The sequence below is a fragment of the Pseudomonas sp. FME51 genome, from assembly GCF_014897305.1.
Window position 1 is genome coordinate 81626 of the sequence record NZ_JABUYN010000006.1, and the last position, 21201, is coordinate 102826.

At 58.7% G+C, this 21201-nt stretch carries 21 protein-coding genes; 12 read left to right on the plus strand and 9 right to left on the minus strand.

All coding sequences use genetic code 11. The annotated features are described in order from the left end of the window. Positions 1-93: 93 nt before the first annotated feature. The 4 genes from INT39_RS12235 (at position 94) to INT39_RS12250 (ending at position 3508) form a co-directional block, all read left to right on the plus strand. The gene (locus tag INT39_RS12235; RefSeq protein ID WP_193074211.1) at positions 94-669 is read left to right on the plus strand and encodes a hypothetical protein; all 576 of its coding nucleotides are present in this window, start codon (positions 94-96) and stop codon (positions 667-669) included. A 135-nt stretch (positions 670-804) separates the two neighbouring features. After that, positions 805-1842, plus strand: coding sequence for a hypothetical protein (locus INT39_RS12240; RefSeq protein ID WP_226944751.1), 1038 nt, complete (start codon positions 805-807; stop codon positions 1840-1842). Positions 1843-2402: 560 nt separating this feature from the next. Continuing rightward, complete coding sequence (locus INT39_RS12245; RefSeq protein ID WP_193074212.1) at positions 2403-3026, plus strand: hypothetical protein; 624 nt, start codon at positions 2403-2405, stop codon at positions 3024-3026. Further along, positions 3023-3508 carry a DUF805 domain-containing protein gene (locus tag INT39_RS12250; RefSeq protein WP_193074213.1) on the plus strand — a complete coding sequence of 162 codons (486 nt, stop codon included), beginning with the start codon at positions 3023-3025 and terminating at the stop codon, positions 3506-3508. The genes INT39_RS12245 and INT39_RS12250 overlap by 4 nt, the downstream gene beginning before the upstream one ends. Positions 3509-3686: 178 nt before the next feature. Here INT39_RS12250 and INT39_RS12255 read toward each other — a convergent pair whose 3' ends face one another. The 6 genes from INT39_RS12255 to INT39_RS12280 form a co-directional block, all read right to left on the minus strand. Next, positions 3687-4520 (minus strand): DUF4892 domain-containing protein, encoded by an 834-nt coding sequence (locus tag INT39_RS12255; RefSeq protein ID WP_193074214.1) that lies wholly within the window; start codon positions 4518-4520, stop codon positions 3687-3689. 114 nt (positions 4521-4634) lie between these two features. After that, positions 4635-5495, minus strand: coding sequence for an alpha/beta fold hydrolase (locus INT39_RS12260; RefSeq protein ID WP_193074215.1), 861 nt, complete (start codon positions 5493-5495; stop codon positions 4635-4637). A 112-nt stretch (positions 5496-5607) separates the two neighbouring features. Next, positions 5608-7278 carry an AMP-binding protein gene (locus INT39_RS12265; protein ID WP_193074216.1) on the minus strand — a complete coding sequence of 557 codons (1671 nt, stop codon included), beginning with the start codon at positions 7276-7278 and terminating at the stop codon, positions 5608-5610. Between the two features lie 67 nt (positions 7279-7345). Further along, positions 7346-7822 (minus strand): phosphohistidine phosphatase SixA, encoded by a 477-nt coding sequence (gene sixA, locus INT39_RS12270; RefSeq protein WP_193074217.1) that lies wholly within the window; start codon positions 7820-7822, stop codon positions 7346-7348. Continuing rightward, positions 7819-8379, minus strand: a complete 561-nt coding sequence (locus tag INT39_RS12275; RefSeq protein WP_193074218.1) for a DUF4389 domain-containing protein — start codon at positions 8377-8379, stop codon at positions 7819-7821. The genes sixA and INT39_RS12275 overlap by 4 nt, the downstream gene beginning before the upstream one ends. After that, a complete protein-coding gene (locus tag INT39_RS12280; protein ID WP_193074219.1) occupies positions 8376-9425 on the minus strand; it encodes an NAD(P)H-dependent glycerol-3-phosphate dehydrogenase in 1050 nt (349 codons plus the stop codon). The genes INT39_RS12275 and INT39_RS12280 overlap by 4 nt, the downstream gene beginning before the upstream one ends. A gap of 283 nt (positions 9426-9708) precedes the next feature. On the opposite strand from INT39_RS12280, the gene INT39_RS12285 reads away from it, so the two are divergent. From INT39_RS12285 to fabB, 6 genes are all read left to right on the plus strand, one after another. Continuing rightward, positions 9709-10422, plus strand: a complete 714-nt coding sequence (locus INT39_RS12285) for a hypothetical protein (protein ID WP_193074220.1) — start codon at positions 9709-9711, stop codon at positions 10420-10422. Continuing rightward, positions 10419-10622 carry a hypothetical protein gene (locus tag INT39_RS12290; protein ID WP_193074221.1) on the plus strand — a complete coding sequence of 68 codons (204 nt, stop codon included), beginning with the start codon at positions 10419-10421 and terminating at the stop codon, positions 10620-10622. Before INT39_RS12285 ends, INT39_RS12290 begins: the two co-directional genes overlap by 4 nt. Further along, positions 10619-12520: an ATP-binding protein gene (locus INT39_RS12295; protein ID WP_193074222.1), complete on the plus strand. Its 1902-nt coding sequence runs from the start codon at positions 10619-10621 to the stop codon at positions 12518-12520. Before INT39_RS12290 ends, INT39_RS12295 begins: the two co-directional genes overlap by 4 nt. Positions 12521-12637: 117 nt before the next feature. Next, complete coding sequence (locus INT39_RS12300; RefSeq protein WP_193074223.1) at positions 12638-14206, plus strand: class I adenylate-forming enzyme family protein; 1569 nt, start codon at positions 12638-12640, stop codon at positions 14204-14206. Between the two features lie 205 nt (positions 14207-14411). Next, positions 14412-14927 carry a 3-hydroxyacyl-[acyl-carrier-protein] dehydratase FabA gene (gene fabA, locus INT39_RS12305; RefSeq protein WP_193074224.1) on the plus strand — a complete coding sequence of 172 codons (516 nt, stop codon included), beginning with the start codon at positions 14412-14414 and terminating at the stop codon, positions 14925-14927. 11 nt (positions 14928-14938) lie between these two features. Further along, positions 14939-16156, plus strand: a complete 1218-nt coding sequence (gene fabB, locus INT39_RS12310; protein WP_193074225.1) for a beta-ketoacyl-ACP synthase I — start codon at positions 14939-14941, stop codon at positions 16154-16156. Between the two features lie 74 nt (positions 16157-16230). On the opposite strand, the gene cadR is transcribed toward fabB, so the two are convergent. Further along, a complete protein-coding gene (gene cadR, locus INT39_RS12315) occupies positions 16231-16692 on the minus strand; it encodes a Cd(II)/Pb(II)-responsive transcriptional regulator (RefSeq protein WP_193074226.1) in 462 nt (153 codons plus the stop codon). A 72-nt stretch (positions 16693-16764) separates the two neighbouring features. Between cadR and INT39_RS12320 the strand changes: the two genes are divergently transcribed. Beyond that, the gene (locus INT39_RS12320) at positions 16765-18948 is read left to right on the plus strand and encodes a heavy metal translocating P-type ATPase (RefSeq protein ID WP_193074227.1); all 2184 of its coding nucleotides are present in this window, start codon (positions 16765-16767) and stop codon (positions 18946-18948) included. Positions 18949-18952: 4 nt separating this feature from the next. Here INT39_RS12320 and INT39_RS12325 read toward each other — a convergent pair whose 3' ends face one another. Next, positions 18953-20134, minus strand: coding sequence for a Bcr/CflA family multidrug efflux MFS transporter (locus INT39_RS12325; RefSeq protein WP_193074228.1), 1182 nt, complete (start codon positions 20132-20134; stop codon positions 18953-18955). Positions 20135-20239: 105 nt separating this feature from the next. Beyond that, a complete protein-coding gene (locus INT39_RS12330; protein WP_193074229.1) occupies positions 20240-20473 on the minus strand; it encodes a DUF2789 domain-containing protein in 234 nt (77 codons plus the stop codon). A 165-nt stretch (positions 20474-20638) separates the two neighbouring features. Here INT39_RS12330 and INT39_RS12335 point away from each other — a divergent pair, with 165 nt between their 5' ends. Further along, on the plus strand, positions 20639-21145 hold the full coding sequence (locus INT39_RS12335; RefSeq protein ID WP_193074230.1) for an ankyrin repeat domain-containing protein: 507 nt from the start codon (positions 20639-20641) through the stop codon (positions 21143-21145). The last annotated feature ends 56 nt before the right edge of the window (positions 21146-21201 follow it).

Sequence of the window (21201 nt, forward strand, 5' to 3'; positions counted from 1 at the left end):
TTCAGTGTCTTTCCTCTAGGGGATCCACTTTCAAATGAAGATATCGGTGACCTTATAAATATACTGTTTATAGCTTTGGGAATCCCCTTGGTCATGTGGGCAATAGGCAGCCTGGTCATCCACAAACTCCCCCGTCTCTGGGTTCGCCCCGCACGCGGCCCACTATGGGAGTTCAACCGCCAGACTGGCATGGTCACGCTGTTCGATTATGACAACAACGGTGAGTACAAGAAGAACGGCTCTATCGGTGAGCTGACCGCACCTTTTCATGAATTCGACGCCTATGTCATCAGCAGTCCTGATCGACAGGGCTTACCCCTGAACGTACTGGAACTGACGCACCGTTATCGAGACATCCGCTTCAACCTGGCCCCTATCCTGCACCAGAGCGATGATGCCAACGAGCATTTTGCGCTGTGGGATTATCTGCAGAACTACATGGACGTTAGCCGCCCGCTCCCCGATATCCCCTATCTGGAACAGTTCCGCCACCTCGACCCTACTACCGTCGAGCACGACCGCCATACCGGGCGCGATCCTCGTTACTGGGTGGATATGGACGATGACACCTTCAAAGCCAAGGTCAAAGAGGTGCTGGCCGGTATTCGCAATATCGACACCCTGCGTCGCCCCAACCTGATGGCGCAATATGTGGAATACCCGTTATGACTGCAGCAGGTGAAGAAGCTACATGATCAATGCTTTTCCAACCGCAACGCCATTCGCCGGTTTTGCATTCCCCGTGAGCATGTGTGCCCCGCAACGCCAACGGCAGCCAGACCAGACCAGACCAAGAGATGCTTGATGACCTGCTCCAACTATACAGCCACAGCTTATTCGCCCGAGAAGCTACCACGTCAATCAGCAGCCAAGTCCCGCCTAGGTTTCAGACGCCTGACCGGCAGGCGCTTACCCTGGGGCAATACTCGGGAGCTGGTGCCGGACACCTTTATGCGCCCCGAACCAGAAAGTCTGCGTTTCTGGGAGCAGGGATACAAACACAGAGATGAGGGGAAAGCCAAGGGCACCTACAAACCAGCTCCTCTTGAACATATCGACTTCCATGACCGCTGCGACCATGAGCATTATCGCCATGCGCCATGGGCAGGCAGGGCTCATTTCTGGATTTACCTAGCCACCTTTGGGAAAGGAATATTTTTTGTTTTTCTTTTTTTTGGGGCTTGGGGAGCACTGGCGGGAGCGATGAGAGCCACACAAAACTATACGCAGGCTTTCATCGAATCATTTAACGCAGTTTTCTTCGCTGTAACTCTCCCCTCCCTAGGAATATGGCTGATAGCTTCTTTGGTAATTCACCGTCTCCCCCGCCTCTGGGCCAAACCCGCCAAAGGCCCCAAATGGGAACTCAACCGCCGTACCGGCATGATCACCCTGTTTAAATATCGCCGAAAACAAGTCGTTGAAGAACGCGCGCCCTTCCACGAGTTCGACGCCTATATCAACACCACCCCGGATCGCCAGGGCCTGCCGATGAACGTGCTGAGTCTGGAGCACCGATATTCGGATATCCGTATCTTTTTTGGTGATATTCAACCACCGGACCGCAACACCCAGCAGCTGTGTGCCCTGTGGGATTTCATTCAGAACTATATAGATACCAGCCATCCATTACCCGACGCTCCTCTGTTCGAAGAGCATCGCAAAAACGATCCAACCACGGCCGAGTATGATCGAACCACCGGGCGTAACCCTCGGCACTGGATCGATATGGACGATGCGACTTTCAAGGAAGAGCAGGTCAAGATGCGCGCCAGAGTGGATATGATTGATACCTTCAGCCGGCCGAATTTAATGGCACGGTATGTGGAATATCCGTTATGACTGCAGCAGGTGAAGAAGCTATCAGAACCAACAGAGCTCGGGCTTGGATATTATTTTCGCCGGCGGCGAAGCTAGCGGCGCCACGCCCAAGGCTGGGAAATTATTGACAAGACTGACCACCAATGACAAATGAAATGCACTACGGAACCACCGCCTATCGCCCGGATCGTATCCCGCCACAGCCGCCGCCGACTGAACGCTCATGGTTCCGACGCGCCTCTAGAGTGCATTTGTCCTGGGGTAATACCCAGGAACTGGCTCCAGCCAAATTCTTTCACAAAGATAATCCGGAAAGGCTACGCCTGCGTGAGCAGGCTGAACGAGAGGATGCAGAGAAGAAAGACAACGGCACCTATCAGCCGAGAATTACCGAGACACAGGATTTCCATTATATCCATGATCATCAGCGGTACCGCTTTGCTCAATTATCTGTTGGTGGACGTTTCTGGATGAACTTATATATCTTTGGGAAGGGATGCACTATTTTTATAGCTTCTGTGTATAGCGTGGTTTGCATTGTATTTGCGCTTGATTCAGATATAGGATTCGTGGACGAGATTATGGATAGCGCTATTAGTGGCGTATATATATTTTCTCCCCTCTATCTGAGCTGGCTACTGGGCTCCTTAGTTATCCACAAACTCCCTCAACTCTGGGCGCGCCCCGCACGCGGCCCACTATGGGAGTTCAACCGCCAGACTGGCATGGTCACGCTGTTCGATTATGACAATAACGGTGAGTACAAGAAGAACGGCACCATCGGTGAGCTGACCGCACCTTTTCATGAGTTCGACGCCTATGTCATCAGCAGTCCTGATCGACAGGGCTTACCCCTGAACGTACTGGAACTGACGCACCGTTATCGAGATATCCGCTTCAACCTGGCCCCTATCCTGCACCAGAGCGATGATGCCCACGAGCATTTTGCGCTGTGGGACTATCTGCAGAACTACATGGACGTCAGCCGCCCGCTTCCCGACATCCCCTACCTGGAACAGTTCCGCCACCTCGACCCTACTACCGTCGAGCACGACCGCCATACCGGGCGCGATCCTCGTTATTGGGTGGATATGGACGATGACACCTTCAAAGCCAAGGTCAAAGAGGTGCTGGCCGGTATTCGCAATATCGACACCCTACGCCGCCCCAACTTGATGGCGCAGTATGTTGAGTATCCACTATGAATACCCATATTTCCTCAGGGGGCGCATCAATATTATTCCGAACCATTTTCGTTAACATAGGCATGTTTCTGTTTTCGGAACTGCTCAGCTTTCGTGGCCGCATCGGTCGTTTGAAATTTCTGGCGATCGAGTTGTTGATAGTCTGGCCACTATTGCTCACCGCAATCATCGCCGACGCGATAGAACTACCCGAACCCCTGGAATTTCTGGCTTATACATTCTCGGTGCTTTACTGGATAGCTGGTACCTTGGGGGCCGCTGCGAGGCGCTTGCATGATCTGGGGCGAAACGGTGGGTTCTGTGTTCTCATCAATCTGCTGTGGCCCCTGTTACTTTTGATACCCGGGCAAACACAAGATAACCGCTATGGACCGCCCCCAGCTCGCCAGCCTTTGTGGGCCGTCGCACTATTGTTCTGGCCGCTCATCATTTTGTTCTTTTCCTTGAAAGATTACCTGAGCCTGCTGATAAAGACTGGGTAGGGGAAAACACAATCAAGCGAGCCTTTGTTCAAAGCCGGGTGACTTGCCCCCAGCCAGGGACGTGGGTTGAGGCGCCCAAGGGGGTGCCACTGCAGCTAGGCGCCGCTCCTACAATGGAGCCGCGCGGGCCACGAACAGAGGTATGCCTGAATCCGAAATGGACTGGGGCGCTGATGAATCAGCGCTTTTCCAGTCGCACACCGTTCTCCGGTTCTGGTTCGCCGATTTCCAGGCGCTGCTGGTTGATGCCGCGATCAAGGAGGCTTTGCACGAAGGCCGGGGCCTGGGCGCCGTTGACCTGGATACGCAGGCGGTTGTCCGAGCGCAGCATGCGAGCGGTCAAGTCGAGCCAGGCTTCGGTGATAGCGCTGTCGCTGTCTTCGGGCGTAATGCCGGATATCTTCAGCTCACCGTCAGCACGCAGTATCTTGCCCAGAGTGGCGGGGGTTGGGTAGAGCATATCGGTAACGGCCTGTTCCGGAGTCATCTGGTCCATATGCAGATAGACCTGGCGGTTACCGCGGGTAATGGCATAGAGGCTGATGAAGCGCTGTGGCTCGTCATCCAGGCGCAGGGCGAGATACGACTGGTTTTCCTCGGGGCCATACAGGCGGGAATAGCCCAACACCTGATTGGCCCACAGGCTGCTGCTGCCGCATTCACGCCCCTCGCAGAAGAACAGCGTGGTGTGCGGATGCTCCTGCAATTGCTTGACAGCGTGCGCCATGGCTTCTCTGGCGGTGTGGCCTTCGGGAATCAACCAGGATATGCGGAGCAGCTCGCCTTCGGCCAACACCTCCCGCTCGGCCCGTACCTGGTTGTTGATTCGGCGGATATTACCAATGACCACGGTATGCTCGATATCTTCCTGAGTACGTTCCCGGGCCACTTCGGAACGCGGCAGAGGCTCGATGACGGGGGTTGCGGCCATGCTGGGCGATACGAGGCCGCAGAATGCCAAAGTCAACAACAGCGGCCGCCAATCCCGGCGAACCTTCGATTGCAATTGCATCAATACTCCTATGAACAGACAGCCCCTGCGCGCGTATGGCGGCAGCGCCCGGTACCGACGGCCGCCTTTTTCAGAGCGGGTGTCATGGCAGCTTTGCCCAGCCACCTCCCCGGGTCAAGCAAGGGTTCGGAAAAAGCTGTTGATAATTGTTGCAACAGCGGGCGCTTGCTCTTCCAGATGCAGGTGATGGCCGCCGTCCAGGTGGTGGGTCTGGATGTGTTCGAAACCTTCGATACGTTCGCGCAATGGCGGCCGCTTGGCCATCACGCCCTGATTGGCCAGCACCAGACAGGTCGGCGTGCTTATCGCTTCGGCGAAGGCCACCGCATGCTCGAACGTCAGCCGCATCGGCGAGGGCAGCATCAGTTGTGGGTCGGACCGCCAGGTCCAGCCGCCCTGCTCCGGCATCAGTCCGCGCTCCACCAGTCTGCTGGCCGCATCGCGGGAGATACTGAAAGCGCTGCCCATTATCCGCGCGGTGACCGCCTTGGATGCGCTGTCATAGACGGGCTTTCGCTTGGTCGTCAGCGCTTGGGTGGCCTTGAGAAAGCGCGCCATCTGCTGCGGTGCATCGGCCGCCTCACCGGTAACCGGCAGGATGCCATCGATCATGGCCGCGCCCAGCAGGCGCTCCGGAACTGCCCCGGACAGGATGCAACTGATGATGCCGCCCATGGAATGCCCTAACAGGGCGAACCGCTCCCACCCCAGATCGTCAGCTACTTGCAGTACGGTCGCCGCCTGCTGCCAGAGGCTGTAACCGCCCGCCGGCAGGTGGTCTGACAGGCCATGACCGGGCAGGTCCAGGGCCACCAGATGGACATTATCCAAGGCAGGGCCGATCAGATCGAAAGTGGCGGCGTTGTCCAGCCAACCGTGCAGCCCAATGACCGGCAAACCGCCCGGTTCCCCCCAAACCTTGCCGGCGACTTCGATCGACGGCAGGGTAAAACGTATCTCATGACTATCGCTCATGGATGTCCCGTAATGGATTGCTATGAATGTTCGAGATAAGTGGAATGTAAAGATGGGACTGCGCCCGGGCAAGCAGGTGCCGGGGCCTGAATGCAGCCACATAAGAAGTTCTTCAATCAGCCCAGACGACAGGTCTGCCTCGTACCGACCAATCGCCGAGCCGATCATGATAGCGGGCATAGATGACGCTGCGCCTTAGCTGCTGGGTGCCGGTGAGCATGCCATTGGCCGGATTCCAATCCTCATCGAGGACTACCAGGCAACCCAGTTGCTCCGCCCGTGGCAGGGCTTCGTTCGTTGCCCGCAGCAATGCTTCCAGCTCCCGTTCGACTTCGTGCCGCGGGGCTGCTCGGGCCCGCTCCGTGAGCGTCAGTAGGCCAAGGGGCTGCGGCAAACCGTCCCCTGCGACGCAGACCTGCAGTACGAAGCCGTGGGCCAACAGGCGATGCTCCAGGGGCTGCGGCACGATCATCCGACCTTCGGCAGTGTGGAACAGGTCGTTTATGCGCCCGGTCAGGCGCAGGAAGCCGTCGGTGTCGATTTCGCCCCGATCCCCGGTATGCAAAAAACCCTCGGCATCAATCATCTGCGCCGTGCGTTCCAGGTCACGGTGATAGCCGAGCATGGTAGCCCGGCTGCGTACCAGCACCTCCTGCTGCTCGCCCTGACGGCATTCAACTCCGGGGTTGGGCAGCCCACACCAGCCCGGGCGCAACCGCTCCGGGCGCCCGACATGGGAATAGCCGCAGTTCTCGGTCAGCCCATATAGCTGGAATAGATGCACGCCGATGCGGTGATACCACTCGAGCAGTTCAGCCGGCGCCACATCGCCGCCGGCCACACCGAAACGCAGCTGATCCAGCCCCAGCTGTTCGAGCATACCGGTGGCCAGGTGCTTACCCAGCAGGGGAATCTTCAGCGCCGCATCGAGCACCCGATGTTGTGCCCGGCGCATGACGCCCTGACGAATCTGGTGCCATGTCGTTGAGGTACCGAGAAACAGAGTCGGCCGGGCCCGCCGCAGATCCTCGATGAAGGTCTCGCGGCTATGGGCGAAATACACCGTCATGCCCGACAGCAGGGATTGCATTTCAATGAACTGACGCTCCATCACCTGCGACAATGGCAGCCAGGAAAGTACCCGATCCTGATCACTCACCAGGAACAGACGCAGGAAATTGTTGGCGGCGAACTGCATGCTGGCGAAACTGAGCATGCAGCCCTTGGGCACCCCGGTGGTACCGGCGGTATACATGATGGTGGCCAGATCGGCTGGATCGCGCGTCACGACCTGCGCCAGGGGCTCGCTGGACTGCTGCAGGCTTGACCAGTCCAGCACTTGCTCGTCAGGCTCGGCCAGTGGCATGCCGACCCAGGGAATGCCGCTGGGCAGGCCCGGACGCACGCTCTGCCAATCGTCCAGCTTGCCGACGATGACCACCTTGACCTCGGCATGCTCCAGCATCCGCCGGACGGCGTCATCCGGCGTGGCCGGCGGCAGGGGTACGGAGACATGACCGGCCATCCAGATGGCCAGATCACAGATGATCCAGTGCGCACAATTCTTCGAGAGGATGGCGATGGTACTGCGCTCGGGCAGGTCCAACTTCTGCAGCCAGCCAGCGAGTCGGAGCGCCTGATCAGCGGCCTGCCCCCAGCTGATCTCCTGCAGCAGGTTGTCAGCCAGCGGCTGGACCAGCCAGATCCGCTTCGGATGCAGCTGCGCCCGCTGGAAAAATGCGTCCAGTACCCGGACTTCTCCCGGTCCCGCCTGATTGTCCATGACCACTCCGCTGTACCGATGAGTTGCGATTGTTAAATGACCCGCCAGCGAACTCCAGCCACTTTCCTCAGCTGCGCTCCCGCACGTTGGCCGGGTCGGACAGACTGATCAGCCCAGCTACGCCGGCTGCCGGCAGTGGCATTTCCAGGCAGGCCAGCCCGGCGGTGGGCATCGGATAATGCCCCTGACGATGTCCGTCCACCAGCAGGCTCAGCAGCTGGCCGACCAGGGGTTGGTGGCTGACCAGCAACACTTCTCCCTCGACCCGGTCGGCCAGCTCATCCAGCACAGCGAGAGGATCGCTGTCCGGCGTCAACCAGTCCACCGTAATGATGCTGCGGCGAACCCCCAGCTGTTGACGCATCAACTCCGCGGTCTGCTGGGCCCGGCGATAGGGACTGGCGATGATCGCCTCCAAGGCATGGCCCGCCAATTGCTCCGCCATGCCAGCCACTTCCCCGCGCCCGGCGTCCGTCAGCCGTCGTTCGGCATCACTGGCTGCCGAGGGCTCGGCCTGCCCGTGGCGCAGAATCCATACCCTCATGGTTTCAGCCCGCTGCCGTCACCCGAAGTAGCGTCCGGGTCATTGATTTCATCTTCAGGCCCCAGTACCGGCGGCTCCGGTACGATGACGTCATCTACGGGTGTCACCACCGGCACCTCAGGTTCAGCTTCAGGCACGGGCTCCACAGGATCCACCACAGTCGGCGTCACATCGGCCACCGGCGCATGGGTATCAGGCACTACCGGCGCCGCTGGCGGTACCGGAGCGGCATGCGCCGGGTCCACCGTTACCGGCTCCTGGGCCGGACGCGGCTGCCACTCGGCGTGTTCATCCGGCCATTCCATGAACGGCCAGGGCTTTTCTTCAGCAGCACCGCTGACATAGCGGCCCATCTGCCAGGCGTATTGCGACAGGCTGTTGCCAAAGCCCGCCAACTGCGCATTGGGTTCACCGGTGAACAGACGAAGCACGATCTGCAATACCAGAATCGCCGCCAACAGTATCTCAACCACCTGCCAGGCCAGGGCGAACAACAGCGTGTAGACCAACCGAAGCCAGAAGTCGGCTGAAGTGATGTTTTCTTTGAATGCGTTCATTTCTGTTCCTTGTTCAGTGGTGTGCTCGCCATAAAGGCGGAAAACTCGACGTCATGCTTCTGCTCGGCACCCATCAGTCGGCCAATCACATCAGCCAGAGGCTGCTGTTCGAAGATGATCGCATGCAGTCCGGCCACCAACGGCATGTAGATGCCTTCTTCCTCAGACTTCTGCCGCAGTACCTTGAGCGTATTCACACCCTCAGCAACCTGCCCCAATCGAGCAACGCTCTCCTCCAGAGTCAGCCCGTTGCCCAACGCATGACCCACCTGGTAGTTACGTGACATCGGCGAGGTACAGGTCACGATGAGATCCCCAACACCAGCCAGACCGAGGAACGTCATGGGATTGGCACCCATATGTACCGCAAAGCGGGTCATTTCCGCCAGTGCTCGGGTGATCAGCATGCTCTTGGTATTCTCGCCCACACCCATAGCCGCAGCCATGCCGGAAATGATTGCGTAGACGTTCTTCAGCGCGCCGCCCAGTTCAACACCGTAGCGGTCCTGGCTGGCGTATACCCGCAGACTCTGGCAACCCAGCACATCCTGCACTTGCGCGTTCAAGGCTTCATCATCACTGGCCACCACGGTAGCGGTCAGCGCGCCAGCGGCTATTTCCCGTGCCAGGTTGGGCCCGGAGAGAACCGCCACGCGGGCACCGGGAACTTCCTGCTCGATAATCTGACTCATCATCAGAAAGCCCGGCTGCTCGATCCCTTTGGTCGTGCTGATCAATCCCTTGCCGGAAAGCCCGGGACCAATCTGTTGCAACACGCTGCGAAAAGCGCCGCTGGGGATAGCCAGAAACACCAGTTCGGCCGCCTTCAGGGCAGCGGCAATATCCGTGGTGATAGTCAAGCGAGGGTCAAGCTTGATACCCGGCAGGTATCGACTGTTTTCGCCTTGGCGACGCATTTCGGCAGCCTGCTCTTCATTGCGCAGCCACAGCGTGGTCGGAACGCCATTGCTCGCCAACAGGTTAGCGAGGGTGGTGCCAAAACTGCCGCCGCCCAGTACGGTGACGGGGACCTTGAGGTCGGTCATGCAAAATCCTTGTGACTGAGAACAGCCGTCAGTATATGTCCGCGAACAATAACAGCGAAACGTTGATGAAAAAACCTGGCCGGAGGTACGATCGGGTGGACTCGCGTATCGAGAAAAAATGAACTTCAGGCAGAACAGGAGTCTGACCTTGACGCCGACCTGGCGATACCGACTCGACGACGAAGCGCTTACTTGGGACGAAAAACTCATGATAGCCCAGTCACTATTACCTCAGCGCTGAGCTAGAATTCTGAGCTGAACCAGATTGACAAGGATAGTCATCATGCCCCAAACCAAGAGCCGGACCAGGCCATGCCCCCCGCTTCGCCTGATAATCTGGGCGCTGGCGTATCTGCTGCCAATGGGTGCATGGGCAGATAGCATAGTCGTGATCATGCCACGTGAAACAGAGCTCACGCGCACCTTTGTCGAGGCTCTCGCCCGCCGCGTGCCAATGGACACTCTCGACGTTCACCTGCTGGCCAGCACCTCAGTCTCCGATTCCGCCTCGCTGTATATCACCTTGGGGCACGAAGCATTGCAATGGCGCCTGCAGCAGCCATTTGCGACACCGACAATTGCGGCCTACGTCACACTGGACAGTCTGCAAGAGCAGCACACGAAGATTCGTCCATCCTCGGTGCAGATACTGCTGGCCAGTGCCAAACCTGAACGGCAAATCCAGCTGGCCCAGCTACTGGTCCCCCGACTGGATACCATAGGTATGCTCTTCAGCGATCAGCAGCGTTGGCAGAAACCCTTCTGGCAATATGCTGCCATACAGCGACGCGTCAATCTCTATGCCCAGGCGGTACCCAACCAGGAATCTCTGCCACACCGCCTGACCGATGTCCTCAATGAAAGCAAGGTACTGGTTGGCTTCGATGACCCAACCATCTATAACGCGGACAATCTCAAGACTCTCTTGTTGACCAGCTATGCCCGCAACCGCGTATTGATCGGGCCCTCACGCCTTTCATTGCGGCGGGGAGCTTGAGCACCACCTACAGTTCGCCAGAGGACATGGCCGCCAGTATCGTCAACATGTGGCAGAGCCCTTGGCAACCGGCCGCAATCCGTTATCCTGATCACTTCTCAGTACTCAGCAATCCGTTGGCCGCACAATCACTTGGTTTGCCACCGCCGGATGACGCAGAACTGATGCGCCGCATTCATGCACAGGAGCAGAGCCGTTGAATGTCTTTCGACGCGGCAGCATCAACCGCCGCCTGATCACTATAGCCCTGCTCCCCGCGACCCTGCTCGGCGTCATCCTGCTCACTTATTTCACCCTCGTCAGGCTGGAGACACTCGACCGGGAACTGGAAACCACCGGCCAGTTGCTCGCCGACCAGCTCGCGCCTGCTACCGAATACGGCGTCATAACCGGGAATCTGGAGCTACTGGAAAGCCTGATCAAGGGCTCACTGAAAATGCCCCATGTGCACAAGGTAGAAGTACTTGACCAGAACGGCAAGATGCTGGCGATGGAGCAGAAAAGCCCGGCCACTTCTGGCCCGTTACGCCTGTTCAGCGCCCCGATCGAGCGTCAGCGTATCCCTCTGCACTATGATCTGTTCATGCTCGGTACCGAAGCCCTCGAAAGACATGATCTCCAACAACTGGGGCAGGTTCGGATCAGTCTCCGTTATCAACCCTTCGTCGAACGTCAGCGTGGCATCCTGTTCCGCACCTTCTTGCTGGGCACCCTGGTACTGCTCGCTGCCCTGTTATTATCGACCCGCCTGGCCCGCGCTTTTGCTCGACCGCTGGTGGACATGCGCAAAGCGGTTCAGGCCTTGCAGGACGGACGCCTGGACACCCGTCTCGAAGTGCAAGAACACAACCAGATCGGCGAGTTGATGAGCAATATCAACCGTTTGGCAACCACCTTGCAACAGGCTGAGATACAGCAGCAGAACGCCATGTCTGAACTCATCAACGCACGTGAGCAGGCTGAGCAGGCCAGCCGGGCGAAGTCGGACTTCCTGGCGATGATGAGCCATGAACTGCGCACTCCAATGAACGGTGTCATGGGCATGCTGCAGTTGCTGGAAACAACCGACCTGACCAGCGAGCAAATCGAATATTGTCGTATCGCCAGCGAATCCACCGAACATCTGCTCAAGGTCATCAACGACATTCTCGATCTGTCGCGCGTCGAGCGCGAAGCCTTCGAGCTGGAACACATCCCCTTCGACCTCCCTGCCCTGTTCGACAGAACCGCCGTCGCCTTTGAATATGCCAGCAGCAAAAAGGGCCTGACGCTGAATAGCGGATGGAGCGGCCAGCCCCCGGCACCGCGGGTACTGGGTGATCCGACGCGTCTGCGCCAGATTCTGGTGAATCTGCTGGGCAATGCACTGAAATTCACCGAGCATGGGCTGATTCAGATGCGCGCCCATTGGCAGGTCGATACCGGTGGCGCTTTGCAGCTCACCTGCAAGGTCACTGACAGCGGCATCGGTATTGCCCCAGAACGCTTGGAGCATATGTTCGAAGCCTTCCAGCAGGGCGACAGCAGTACTTCACGGCGTTTCGGCGGAACCGGGCTCGGGCTGTCGATCGCCCGCGACCTGGCCCGCAAGATGGGCGGCGAGCTGGAAGCCACCAGCCAGCCCGAAGCAGGCTCCTGTTTCACCCTGACCCTCCCCCTCGAGCTGGCTGACCGGGCGTCGACGGCCGATGAAAGCCACCTCGCCGACATCCCTCGTCCTGGTTCCCTGCCGGTGCTGCTGGTGGAAGACAACCCGGTAAACCAGATGGTCATGGAAGGCATGTTGCGCAGCCTCTCCTACTCGGTCGTTCTTGCCGCCGATGCCCAGCGGGCATTGCAACTTCTCAAAGACCCTGCCCAGGCGTTCTCGATGATCTTCATGGACATTCAATTGCCGGACATGAATGGCTTCGATGCCTACCATTGGTATCTGCGCCATTGCAGCGAGACGCAAACCCCGCCCCGGCCTTGCATCGCCCTCACCGCCAGCGCCTCTGACGACGATCGCCGGCGCAGCGAGGAGGCCGGCATGCAGGGCGTTCTCAGCAAACCGGTAACTCGCAAAGCCCTGCGTGAGGTTCTCGAACAGTGGGCCTGAACAGGGCCTGCATCAGTGCGATTGATCGACTGGCATTTTGCAGTATCCGGATGATGGATTCACCCGGATCAAACAGCGACACTGGAGCGTCCCCACCATTTCAGGAATCCCATAAGCATGAGCGCAGTCGTCAGCTACCCGGTCACACTGGAATCACCCTTCACCACCCTCCCCGAACTGCTGGCACTGAATGCCCGTCATAGGGCGAATCACCCTGCCGTTATTCAGGATGGGCAGCAGCTCAACTATGCCGAGCTGGATACCCAAGTGAATCGCGCCGCCGCAGCGCTGCAACGTGATGGATTGCAGCCGGGCGACGCTATCGCCATCTGCGCTGCCAACTCGATTCCCTACACTGTGCTGTTCCTGGCCGCACTGCGCGCTGGTATGGTCATCGCACCGCTGGCCCCCTCTTCCACCGCCGACAGCCTGATCACCATGCTGCGCGACTCGGCAGCCAGAATACTCTTTACTGATCAGTCGGTGGCCGAGACGCTGCACCCCGTTGCGGAGCGAATCCAGATTCCTCTGCTGAGCCTGGATGATAGCCAACCAAAGACCGGTTTCAGCCAGTGGCTGGCTGACAGCATGCCCACCCCGGTGGAACTCAAGCCCGAGACTCTGTTCAACATCATTTATTCATCGGGCACCACCGGCGAGCCTAAAGGCATTGTCCATGACCACCTCATGCGCTGGTCACATATTCAGCGCGGCATTGCCTTCGGCTACGGGCCCGATTGCGTCACCCTGATGTCCACTCCGCTGTATTCGAACACCACGCTGGTGTCTTTTCTGCCGACCCTCGGCCTGGGCGGGACCCTGGTGCTGATGAGCAAGTTTGATGCGCAGAAATACCTGGCGTTGGCCCAGGAGCATCGCGCCACTCACAGCATGCTGGTGCCGGTACAGTATCAACGCATCATGGCTCGAGCCGATTTCGACAACTACGATCTATCCAGCTTCAAACTCAAGTTCAGCACCAGCGCGCCCTTTCATGGCGAGCTCAAGGCTGACATCCTGTCGCGCTGGCCCGGCGGGCTGGTGGAGTTCTATGGCATGACCGAGGGCGGTGGCTCATGCATGCTGCTGGCCCATCAATTTCCCGACAAATTGAATACCGTGGGCACACCGCTGGACGGCCATGATATGCGGGTCATTGATGAGGAAGGCAATGAACTGCCCACCGGCGAGATAGGCGAGGTAGTGGGCCATTCCGTCGCCATGATGAGCTGTTATCTGAACAAGCCGGAAAAAACCGCCGAAGCCGAATGGTATGACCATACCGGCAAGCGCTTCATCCGTACCGGTGATGTCGGCCGGTTCGATGAAGACGGCTTCCTCACGCTCATGGACCGGCGCAAGGACATGATCATCAGCGGCGGATTCAATATCTATCCCAGCGATCTGGAGGCAGTTCTGCGCCAGCATCCGGATCTGCTGGAGGTCACCGTTATTGGCGTCTCTTCCACCAGCTGGGGCGAAACTCCGGTTGGTTATGCCGTGCTCCGGCCGGGACTCAACACCTCTGCAGAACACATCCTGCAATGGTTCAATGATCAAGTAGGCAAGACCCAACGTCTGAACCGCCTGATTCTCACCGACGAGCTGCCCCGTAGCGCCATTGGCAAAGTCCTCAAGCGTGAACTGCGTGACCAGTTCCACAGTGAACTCGGCACTCTGGACTGAATACCTGTCCCAATAGCCAGCCGAGGACGCATAATTTTTTGTCCTCGGCTGGCATCACGGGTATCCTCAACGCCTCGAGTCTGACCGGGTGTGACTTTCACCTCGTTTCAGCAGTCTGAGCTTACGCTGGCGGATTCATCGTTCATCAACCCCCGCCATGCCGATACAATAGCGCCCCACCGAACGGGGAAGAGCAGGAGCCTCTATGTCAAAACAAAATGCGTTCAGCCGGGAAGATCTGCTTAAATGCAGTCGTGGCGAGTTGTTCGGCCCCGGTAACGCACAGTTGCCAGCCCCCAACATGCTGATGATCGATCGCATCACCCATATCAGCGAAACGGGCGGCCGCTTCGGCAAGGGCGAAATCGTTGCCGAACTGGATATCAATCCCGACCTGTGGTTTTTCGCCTGTCACTTTGAAGGTGATCCGGTGATGCCAGGCTGTCTGGGTCTCGACGCCATGTGGCAACTGGTTGGTTTCCACCTTGGCTGGCTCGGCTTTGAAGGCCGGGGCCGCGCACTGGGTTCCGGCGAAGTGAAGTTTTTCGGGCAGGTCCTGCCGACCGCGAAGAAAATCACCTATACCATACATATCAAACGCACCATCAACCGCGCCCTGACTCTGGGCATTGCCGATGGCACCATGGCGGTCGACGGGCGTGAGATCTACTCTGCTGAAGGCCTGCGAGTAGGTCTGTTCACTTCTACTGATAGCTTCTGAGGATCATCACTATGCGTCGCGTCGTGATTACCGGTATGGGCATTGTCTCCTGCCTCGGCCAGGACCTGGAAAGCGTGGCTACCAGCCTGAAAGAAGGCAAGTCAGGCATTACCCACAATCCTGAATATGCAGAAAAGGGCCTGCGCAGCCATGTGTCGGGCAGTGTAAAGATTGACCTGGATGCTGCCATCGACCGCAAGGTCAAGCGCTTCATGGGCGATGCCGCAGCCTTTGCCTACCTGTCCATGCAACAGGCGATTGCCGATGCCGGTCTGAGCGAAGAGCAGATCAGCAACCCGCGCACCGGCCTGATTGCCGGCAGCGGTGGCGCCTCCACGCTGAACCAGATGGAATCCATCGATATTCTGCGCGAAAAAGGCGTAAAGAAGATCGGCCCATACCGCGTACCGCGCACCATGGGCAGCACCGTTTCCGCCTGTCTGGCCACCCCGTTCAAGATCAAGGGTATCAACTACTCGATCTCCTCCGCCTGCGCCACCAGTGCCCATTGCATCGGCAGCGCCATGGAGCAGATCCAGTTGGGCAAGCAGGACGTGGTTTTTGCCGGCGGTGGTGAAGAAGAGCACTGGAGCCAATCCATGCTGTTCGACGCCATGGGTGCACTGTCCACCCAGTACAACGATACTCCGGAAAAGGCTTCCCGCGCCTACGATGCCAAGCGTGACGGTTTCGTTATCGCCGGTGGTGGCGGCATGGTCGTGGTCGAGGAACTGGAGCATGCTCTGGCCCGCGGCGCGAAGATCTACGCCGAAGTCGTCGGCTACGGCGCCACCTCCGATGGTTACGACATGGTCGCACCCAGCGGTGAAGGCGCAGTCCGCTGCATGCAGCAGGCCATGGCCACCGTTGAAGGTACCATCGAGTACCTCAACACCCACGGCACCTCTACGCCGGTGGGCGACGTAGCTGAACTCAAGGCTATCCGTGAAGTATTCGGCGACAAAGCTCCAAAGATCAGCTCGACCAAGAGCCTGTCGGGTCACTCGCTGGGTGCCGCTGGTGTGCAGGAGGCCATCTACTGCATGCTGATGATGCGCGACAACTTCCTCACCGCTTCGGCCAACATCGAGGAGCTGGACGAAAACGCAGCGGATCTGCCGATCCTGCGCGAGCGTCTGGACCAGGCAGTTGACCTGATCATGTCCAATAGCTTCGGCTTCGGTGGCACCAACGCCACCTTGATCCTCAAGCGCTGGACCGGCGCCTGAGACTGACGGCGGGCAGAACTCTCTGCCCGCCGCCTTGCTTTATCCTCCCCCCAAGTATCCCCCTGCTGCAAATGTCAATCGCGCTGAAATATCCCGCCGTGGCTACGCCCCACATGTGAGGTCGGCTCAACATCCGCCTGCTGCTCGCTGGCAGTCAATTGCTGCAGAATCTGGCAATCAGCTGCCTCTCTGGCTGCAGCACAGTGACTGCGCAACTCGATCAGCTGACGACTCAGGGCTTTCAGCTCTTCAATACGGGCAGCAACATGCTCGATGTGCTCATCCACCAGCACATTCACTCCACCACAATCCTGGTCTGGATTGTCGCGATAATCCAGCAGCCGACGCACCTCATCCAGCGTCATGTCCAACGCACGGCAATTACGGATGAACAGCAGGCGTGCGGCATGGGACTGAGTATACACCCGGTAATTCCCCTCACTGCGCTGCGGCACCGGCAACAAGCCGGCCTGCTCGTAATAGCGGATGGTTACTGTCTTGCAGCCCGTCTTTCGGGCCAGCTCACCAATTCTCATCAATTCCACTCCTGCCATTGACTCTATAGTGACTATAGGGTGCTTACTATCGCCCAGCAAAGGAGAAAAGCCATGACCAACTGCTGCGGCACTGAACAACCCACCTCTCATCAACCGGCTTCCGAGCGTCCTCAGGCGCCCGGTCTACGCCCGGATGGCAGTGATATCAGTATCTTTCATATTGCCCAGATGGACTGTCCAACCGAGCAACGCATGATCACCGACCGTCTATCCGGTATGGCTGGCATCGATCAGTTACGCTTCAATCTGCTGGATCGGACCCTGACCATTCAGCATGCCCCCGCAGCAATGCCCCCTGCCCTGCAGGCAATCCGCAGCTTGGGTTTCTCGCCTCTGCCATTATCCGCCGACCAGTCCGCGTCGCAGCCGGACTCCATGCAGCCACGCTGGTGGCGCCTGTTACTGGCCGGTAGCCTGGCTCTGGCGGCGGAAGTGCTGCACTTCGCTCACTGGGGTCCAGACTGGATGATCCCACTCATGGCCATCGTCGCCGTTGCTCTGTGCGGCCTCAACACCTATACCAAGGGCTGGGTCGCACTGAAAAACCTCAACCTGAATATCAATGCGCTGATGAGTATCGCGGTGACCGGGGCGGCCTTCATTGGTCAATGGCCCGAGGCAGCCATGGTCATGTTTCTGTTTGCGGTTGCCGAGCGCATTGAAACCCGCTCACTGGATCGAGCCAGAAATGCTATTCATGACTTGCTCAGCCTGACGCCCGAGACAGTCACGGCGCAACAGGCGGACGGCAGCTGGCAAGAGCGCAGGCTTGCCGAGATCACACTGAACTGTCGTGTCCGGGTACGCCCGGGTGAGCGCATAGGGCTGGATGGCGAAGTGCTAAAGGGACATTCCAGCGTCGACCAATCGCCAATTACCGGAGAAAGTCTGCCGGTGGACAAGCGCATGGGGGATACCCTGTTCGCCGGCACCATCAACCAGAGCCACGAACTGGAATACCAGGTCACCGCTCTTGCCGGAAACACCACCCTCGACCGGATCATCCATGCGGTCGAGGAGGCACAGGGCTCCCAGGCGCCAACCCAGCGCTTCGTCGATCGCTTCGCACGCATTTACACTCCCGCCGTATTTGCGCTAGCCCTGGCGGTGGCACTGTTACCGCCCTTGATCATTGGCGGCGAATGGCAGGAGTGGGTCTATCGAGCGCTGGTATTGCTGGTAGTTTCCTGTCCCTGCGCATTGGTGATCTCGACCCCGGTGAGCATCGTCAGCGGGCTGGCCGCCGCCGCTCGCAAAGGCATCCTGATCAAGGGCGGTATCTATCTGGAGGATGGCCGAAAACTCACTCACCTGGCACTGGACAAGACCGGAACGCTGACCCACGGCAAGCCCGTGCAGACCGACTTCCAGCCGCTGGTCGAGCAACAGGTCGACCCGCTTCAGGCCACTGCTGCCAGTCTTGCCCAGCGCTCTGACCACCCGGTATCCATCGCTCTCGCCACTCACGCTGCTAGGCAGGCAGTCGCTCTGTCGGAAGTGGATGACTTCAGCATCCTGCTCGGCCGTGGCAGCCGCGGGAAAATCAACGGACGAGACTACCATCTGGGCAACCATCGACTACTGGAAGAATTGGGACTCTGTACGCCAGCCATTGAAGCCCGCCTCGAACAACTGGAGCGTCAGGGCAAGAGCGTGATCATTCTCAGCGATGAAACCCGCGCGCTGGCACTGTTTGCTGTCGCCGATACGGTCAAGGCCAGCAGCATTGAAGCCATACGTGAGCTGCACAAACTGGGCGTCAGAACCCTGATGCTGAGTGGCGACAATCAACACACTGCCACCGCTATCGGCACTCTGCTCGGCATCGACGAAGCCAGGGGCAACCTGTTACCAACCGACAAGCTCGCGCATATCGAGGCATTACTGCATCAGCAAGCCCGGGTAGGCATGGTTGGCGATGGTATCAACGATGCGCCAGCGCTGGCCCGGGCGGACATCGGCTTTGCCATGGGCTCCATCGGCACAGACACCGCCATCGAGACCGCCGATGTGGCAATCATGGATGATGATCTGCGCAAGATTCCAGCGTTTATCCGGCTATCCCGGCAGACCCATGCCGTGCTGGTGCAGAACATCAGCCTGGCACTGGGCATCAAGGCGGTATTTCTGGCGCTCACGGTGACCGGTCACGCAACCATGTGGATGGCAGTATTTGCCGATATGGGCGTGAGCCTACTGGTCATCTTCAACGGCCTGCGGTTGCTGCGCAAATAGCCTGTCAGATTACTTCGCGCGGAGTCACCCGCCGCGCCAGCAGCGCCATGGTTGCCGCGCCAAGACCACAGAGCGTGATCATACCGGTCATGGGCAATGCCGTGCCGTCATGCAGCAGGCCGACCACGGCGGATACTATGCCGGCGATGGCGAACTGCAGCGTGCCCATCAGTGCCGAAGCAACGCCAGCCTGATGCCCGTGTCCGGCCAACGCGCAGGCCGACGAATTGGGCAATACCAACGCCAGCAGAGCCATGCACAGAAACAAGGGCACCAGCAGCGGCCACAACGTAGATGGCTCGAACAGCGCCACCACGGACAGCGCGACCGTGCTGCACATGAACAATACGGTGGTTGTCTTTAATACCTTGAGCGGAGTACGCCAGCGCAGCAGGCGGCCATTCAGTTGCGCCGCCAGCACGAATCCTGCCGAGTTCATGCCAAAAAACCAGCCATAGTGCTCGACCGGTACGCCATAGAGCTCGATGAATACGAAGGGCGAGCCGGCGATATAGGCAAACATGCCGGCCATGGCGATACCGCCGGTCAGCGCATGGAACATGAACTGCGGTTCTCTCAACAGCCGACCGTAGCGCCCCAGGGCGCTGGACAACGGGCTCGGTGGAATATCTTTGGACAAGGTTTCCGGCAGACGAAAGAACACCAGGAAACCGAATACGCCGGCGAATGCCGCGAGGAACGCAAAGATCAGTTGCCAGCCACCGAACAGCATCAACCAGCCGCCGGCCAGCGGGGCGAGGATTGGCGCCACGCCCATCACCAACATCAACTGCGAGAATGCCCTGGCCGCTTCAATCGGCGTGCATATGTCACGCACCACCGCGCGGTTCACCACCATACCCGCACAACCACCCAATGCCTGGGCGAAGCGCGCAACAATAAGCCATTCCAGGGTCGGGGCCAGCGCGCAGCCGATTGAGGCCACGGTAAACAGGCCAATGCCGAACAGCAGCGGCTTGCGCCGACCGAAACGGTCCGCCAACGGGCCGTAGAACAGCTGCCCCAGCGCCAGGCCGATGAAATAGGCCGACAGGCTCAACTGAACATGTTCGGTATCGGTGTCGAAGAACTGCGCGATGGCGGGAAATGCAGGCAGGTAGAGGTCAATCGCCAGAGGCCCGAAGGCGCTCAGGCCACCCAGAATGAGTAGCAAGCGTAAGGTCATGTAACGTCCAGAAGCGGGGGCCGAACGATGTGACGGTCGGCGCAATCCATCATCATGCCAGATCGCGCCGAATTAGATAAACCTTAGAAAGCGCATGCGATGCAACTAACTCTCGTGCAAACGCACATTCAGCTGATCGACAACCGGAGCCCACTCGGCATCTTCACGCATTTCCTCCTTGAGAAACCGGGCCTGGGCCGGTGTCCAAAAAGGCGCATCAATCAGTTTCACCTCAGGCGGCAAGGAGTGGCTGGCAAAAAAAACGTCGATATCTTCCGGTTTGGAAGACAGACCAAGCTGATCGAACAAAGCACCTAAGTCATGGTTCGACAATTCCATAGATAACTCCTCGTTGCGGGTCACTGTACTAATTAAAGCAGAAGATACGGTTTGGGCCCGGTCATCGTTCCGCTTTAGTTGGCTGAGCGCCGGGGAGACACCTTGCAGAAGATGACCTGACTGCGCGACAGATGCACAATGGGGGTTTTCTCCAGGAGCACCACCATGGCTGACAAACCCACCCTTGATGATGAAACACTGGCATTTGCCGAGCGCATGTTCGACCTGGCCCGCCAGGGCGATGCCGCGCAGTTGAAAACAATGCTGGACGCTGGCCTGCCTGCCAATCTGCGCAATAGCAAAGGCGACAGCCTGCTGATGCTGGCCAGTTACAACGGCCATCTCGAAGCAGCTGAGGCCCTGCTCACCCACGGTAGCGACCCGGAGTTGGCGAACGACCGCTGTCAGACGCCACTGGCTGGGGTTGTATTCAAGGGTGACATGCCCATGCTGGATCTGCTATTGGCCAAGGGCGCCGATGCCAACGGTTGCCCAGCCGGCGGAAAACCACCATTGATGTATGCGGCCATGTTCAACCGCACCGACATGCTCGAGCGACTGTTACAAGCGGGCGCCGACCCGAACGCCACCGATAGCGAAGGCAAGACCGCCCTGGATCTGGCTCGCGCCATGGGCGCCAACGACGCCATCGCCCATCTGGAACATAGCTGACACTTCCACCCGTCACCCCGAGCTTGAAGCCCCAGCGGCTATACGGGCAGAATACT

Bases quoted from the DNA above. Each gene is read 5' to 3' on its own strand.
- INT39_RS12235 (WP_193074211.1), top strand. From the start codon at position 94: ATGTGGGCAATAGGCAGCCTGGTCATCCACAAACTCCCCCGTCTCTGG.
- INT39_RS12240 (WP_226944751.1), top strand. From the start codon at position 805: ATGACCTGCTCCAACTATACAGCCACAGCTTATTCGCCCGAGAAGCTA.
- INT39_RS12245 (WP_193074212.1), top strand. From the start codon at position 2,403: ATGGATAGCGCTATTAGTGGCGTATATATATTTTCTCCCCTCTATCTG.
- INT39_RS12250 (WP_193074213.1), top strand. From the start codon at position 3,023: ATGAATACCCATATTTCCTCAGGGGGCGCATCAATATTATTCCGAACC.
- INT39_RS12255 (WP_193074214.1), bottom strand. From the start codon at position 4,520: ATGCAATTGCAATCGAAGGTTCGCCGGGATTGGCGGCCGCTGTTGTTG.
- INT39_RS12260 (WP_193074215.1), bottom strand. From the start codon at position 5,495: ATGAGCGATAGTCATGAGATACGTTTTACCCTGCCGTCGATCGAAGTC.
- INT39_RS12265 (WP_193074216.1), bottom strand. From the start codon at position 7,278: ATGGACAATCAGGCGGGACCGGGAGAAGTCCGGGTACTGGACGCATTT.
- sixA (WP_193074217.1), bottom strand. From the start codon at position 7,822: ATGAGGGTATGGATTCTGCGCCACGGGCAGGCCGAGCCCTCGGCAGCC.
- INT39_RS12275 (WP_193074218.1), bottom strand. From the start codon at position 8,379: ATGAACGCATTCAAAGAAAACATCACTTCAGCCGACTTCTGGCTTCGG.
- INT39_RS12280 (WP_193074219.1), bottom strand. From the start codon at position 9,425: ATGACCGACCTCAAGGTCCCCGTCACCGTACTGGGCGGCGGCAGTTTT.
- INT39_RS12285 (WP_193074220.1), top strand. From the start codon at position 9,709: ATGCCCCAAACCAAGAGCCGGACCAGGCCATGCCCCCCGCTTCGCCTG.
- INT39_RS12300 (WP_193074223.1), top strand. From the start codon at position 12,638: ATGAGCGCAGTCGTCAGCTACCCGGTCACACTGGAATCACCCTTCACC.
- fabA (WP_193074224.1), top strand. From the start codon at position 14,412: ATGTCAAAACAAAATGCGTTCAGCCGGGAAGATCTGCTTAAATGCAGT.
- fabB (WP_193074225.1), top strand. From the start codon at position 14,939: ATGCGTCGCGTCGTGATTACCGGTATGGGCATTGTCTCCTGCCTCGGC.
- cadR (WP_193074226.1), bottom strand. From the start codon at position 16,692: ATGAGAATTGGTGAGCTGGCCCGAAAGACGGGCTGCAAGACAGTAACC.
- INT39_RS12320 (WP_193074227.1), top strand. From the start codon at position 16,765: ATGACCAACTGCTGCGGCACTGAACAACCCACCTCTCATCAACCGGCT.
- INT39_RS12325 (WP_193074228.1), bottom strand. From the start codon at position 20,134: ATGACCTTACGCTTGCTACTCATTCTGGGTGGCCTGAGCGCCTTCGGG.
- INT39_RS12330 (WP_193074229.1), bottom strand. From the start codon at position 20,473: ATGGAATTGTCGAACCATGACTTAGGTGCTTTGTTCGATCAGCTTGGT.
- INT39_RS12335 (WP_193074230.1), top strand. From the start codon at position 20,639: ATGGCTGACAAACCCACCCTTGATGATGAAACACTGGCATTTGCCGAG.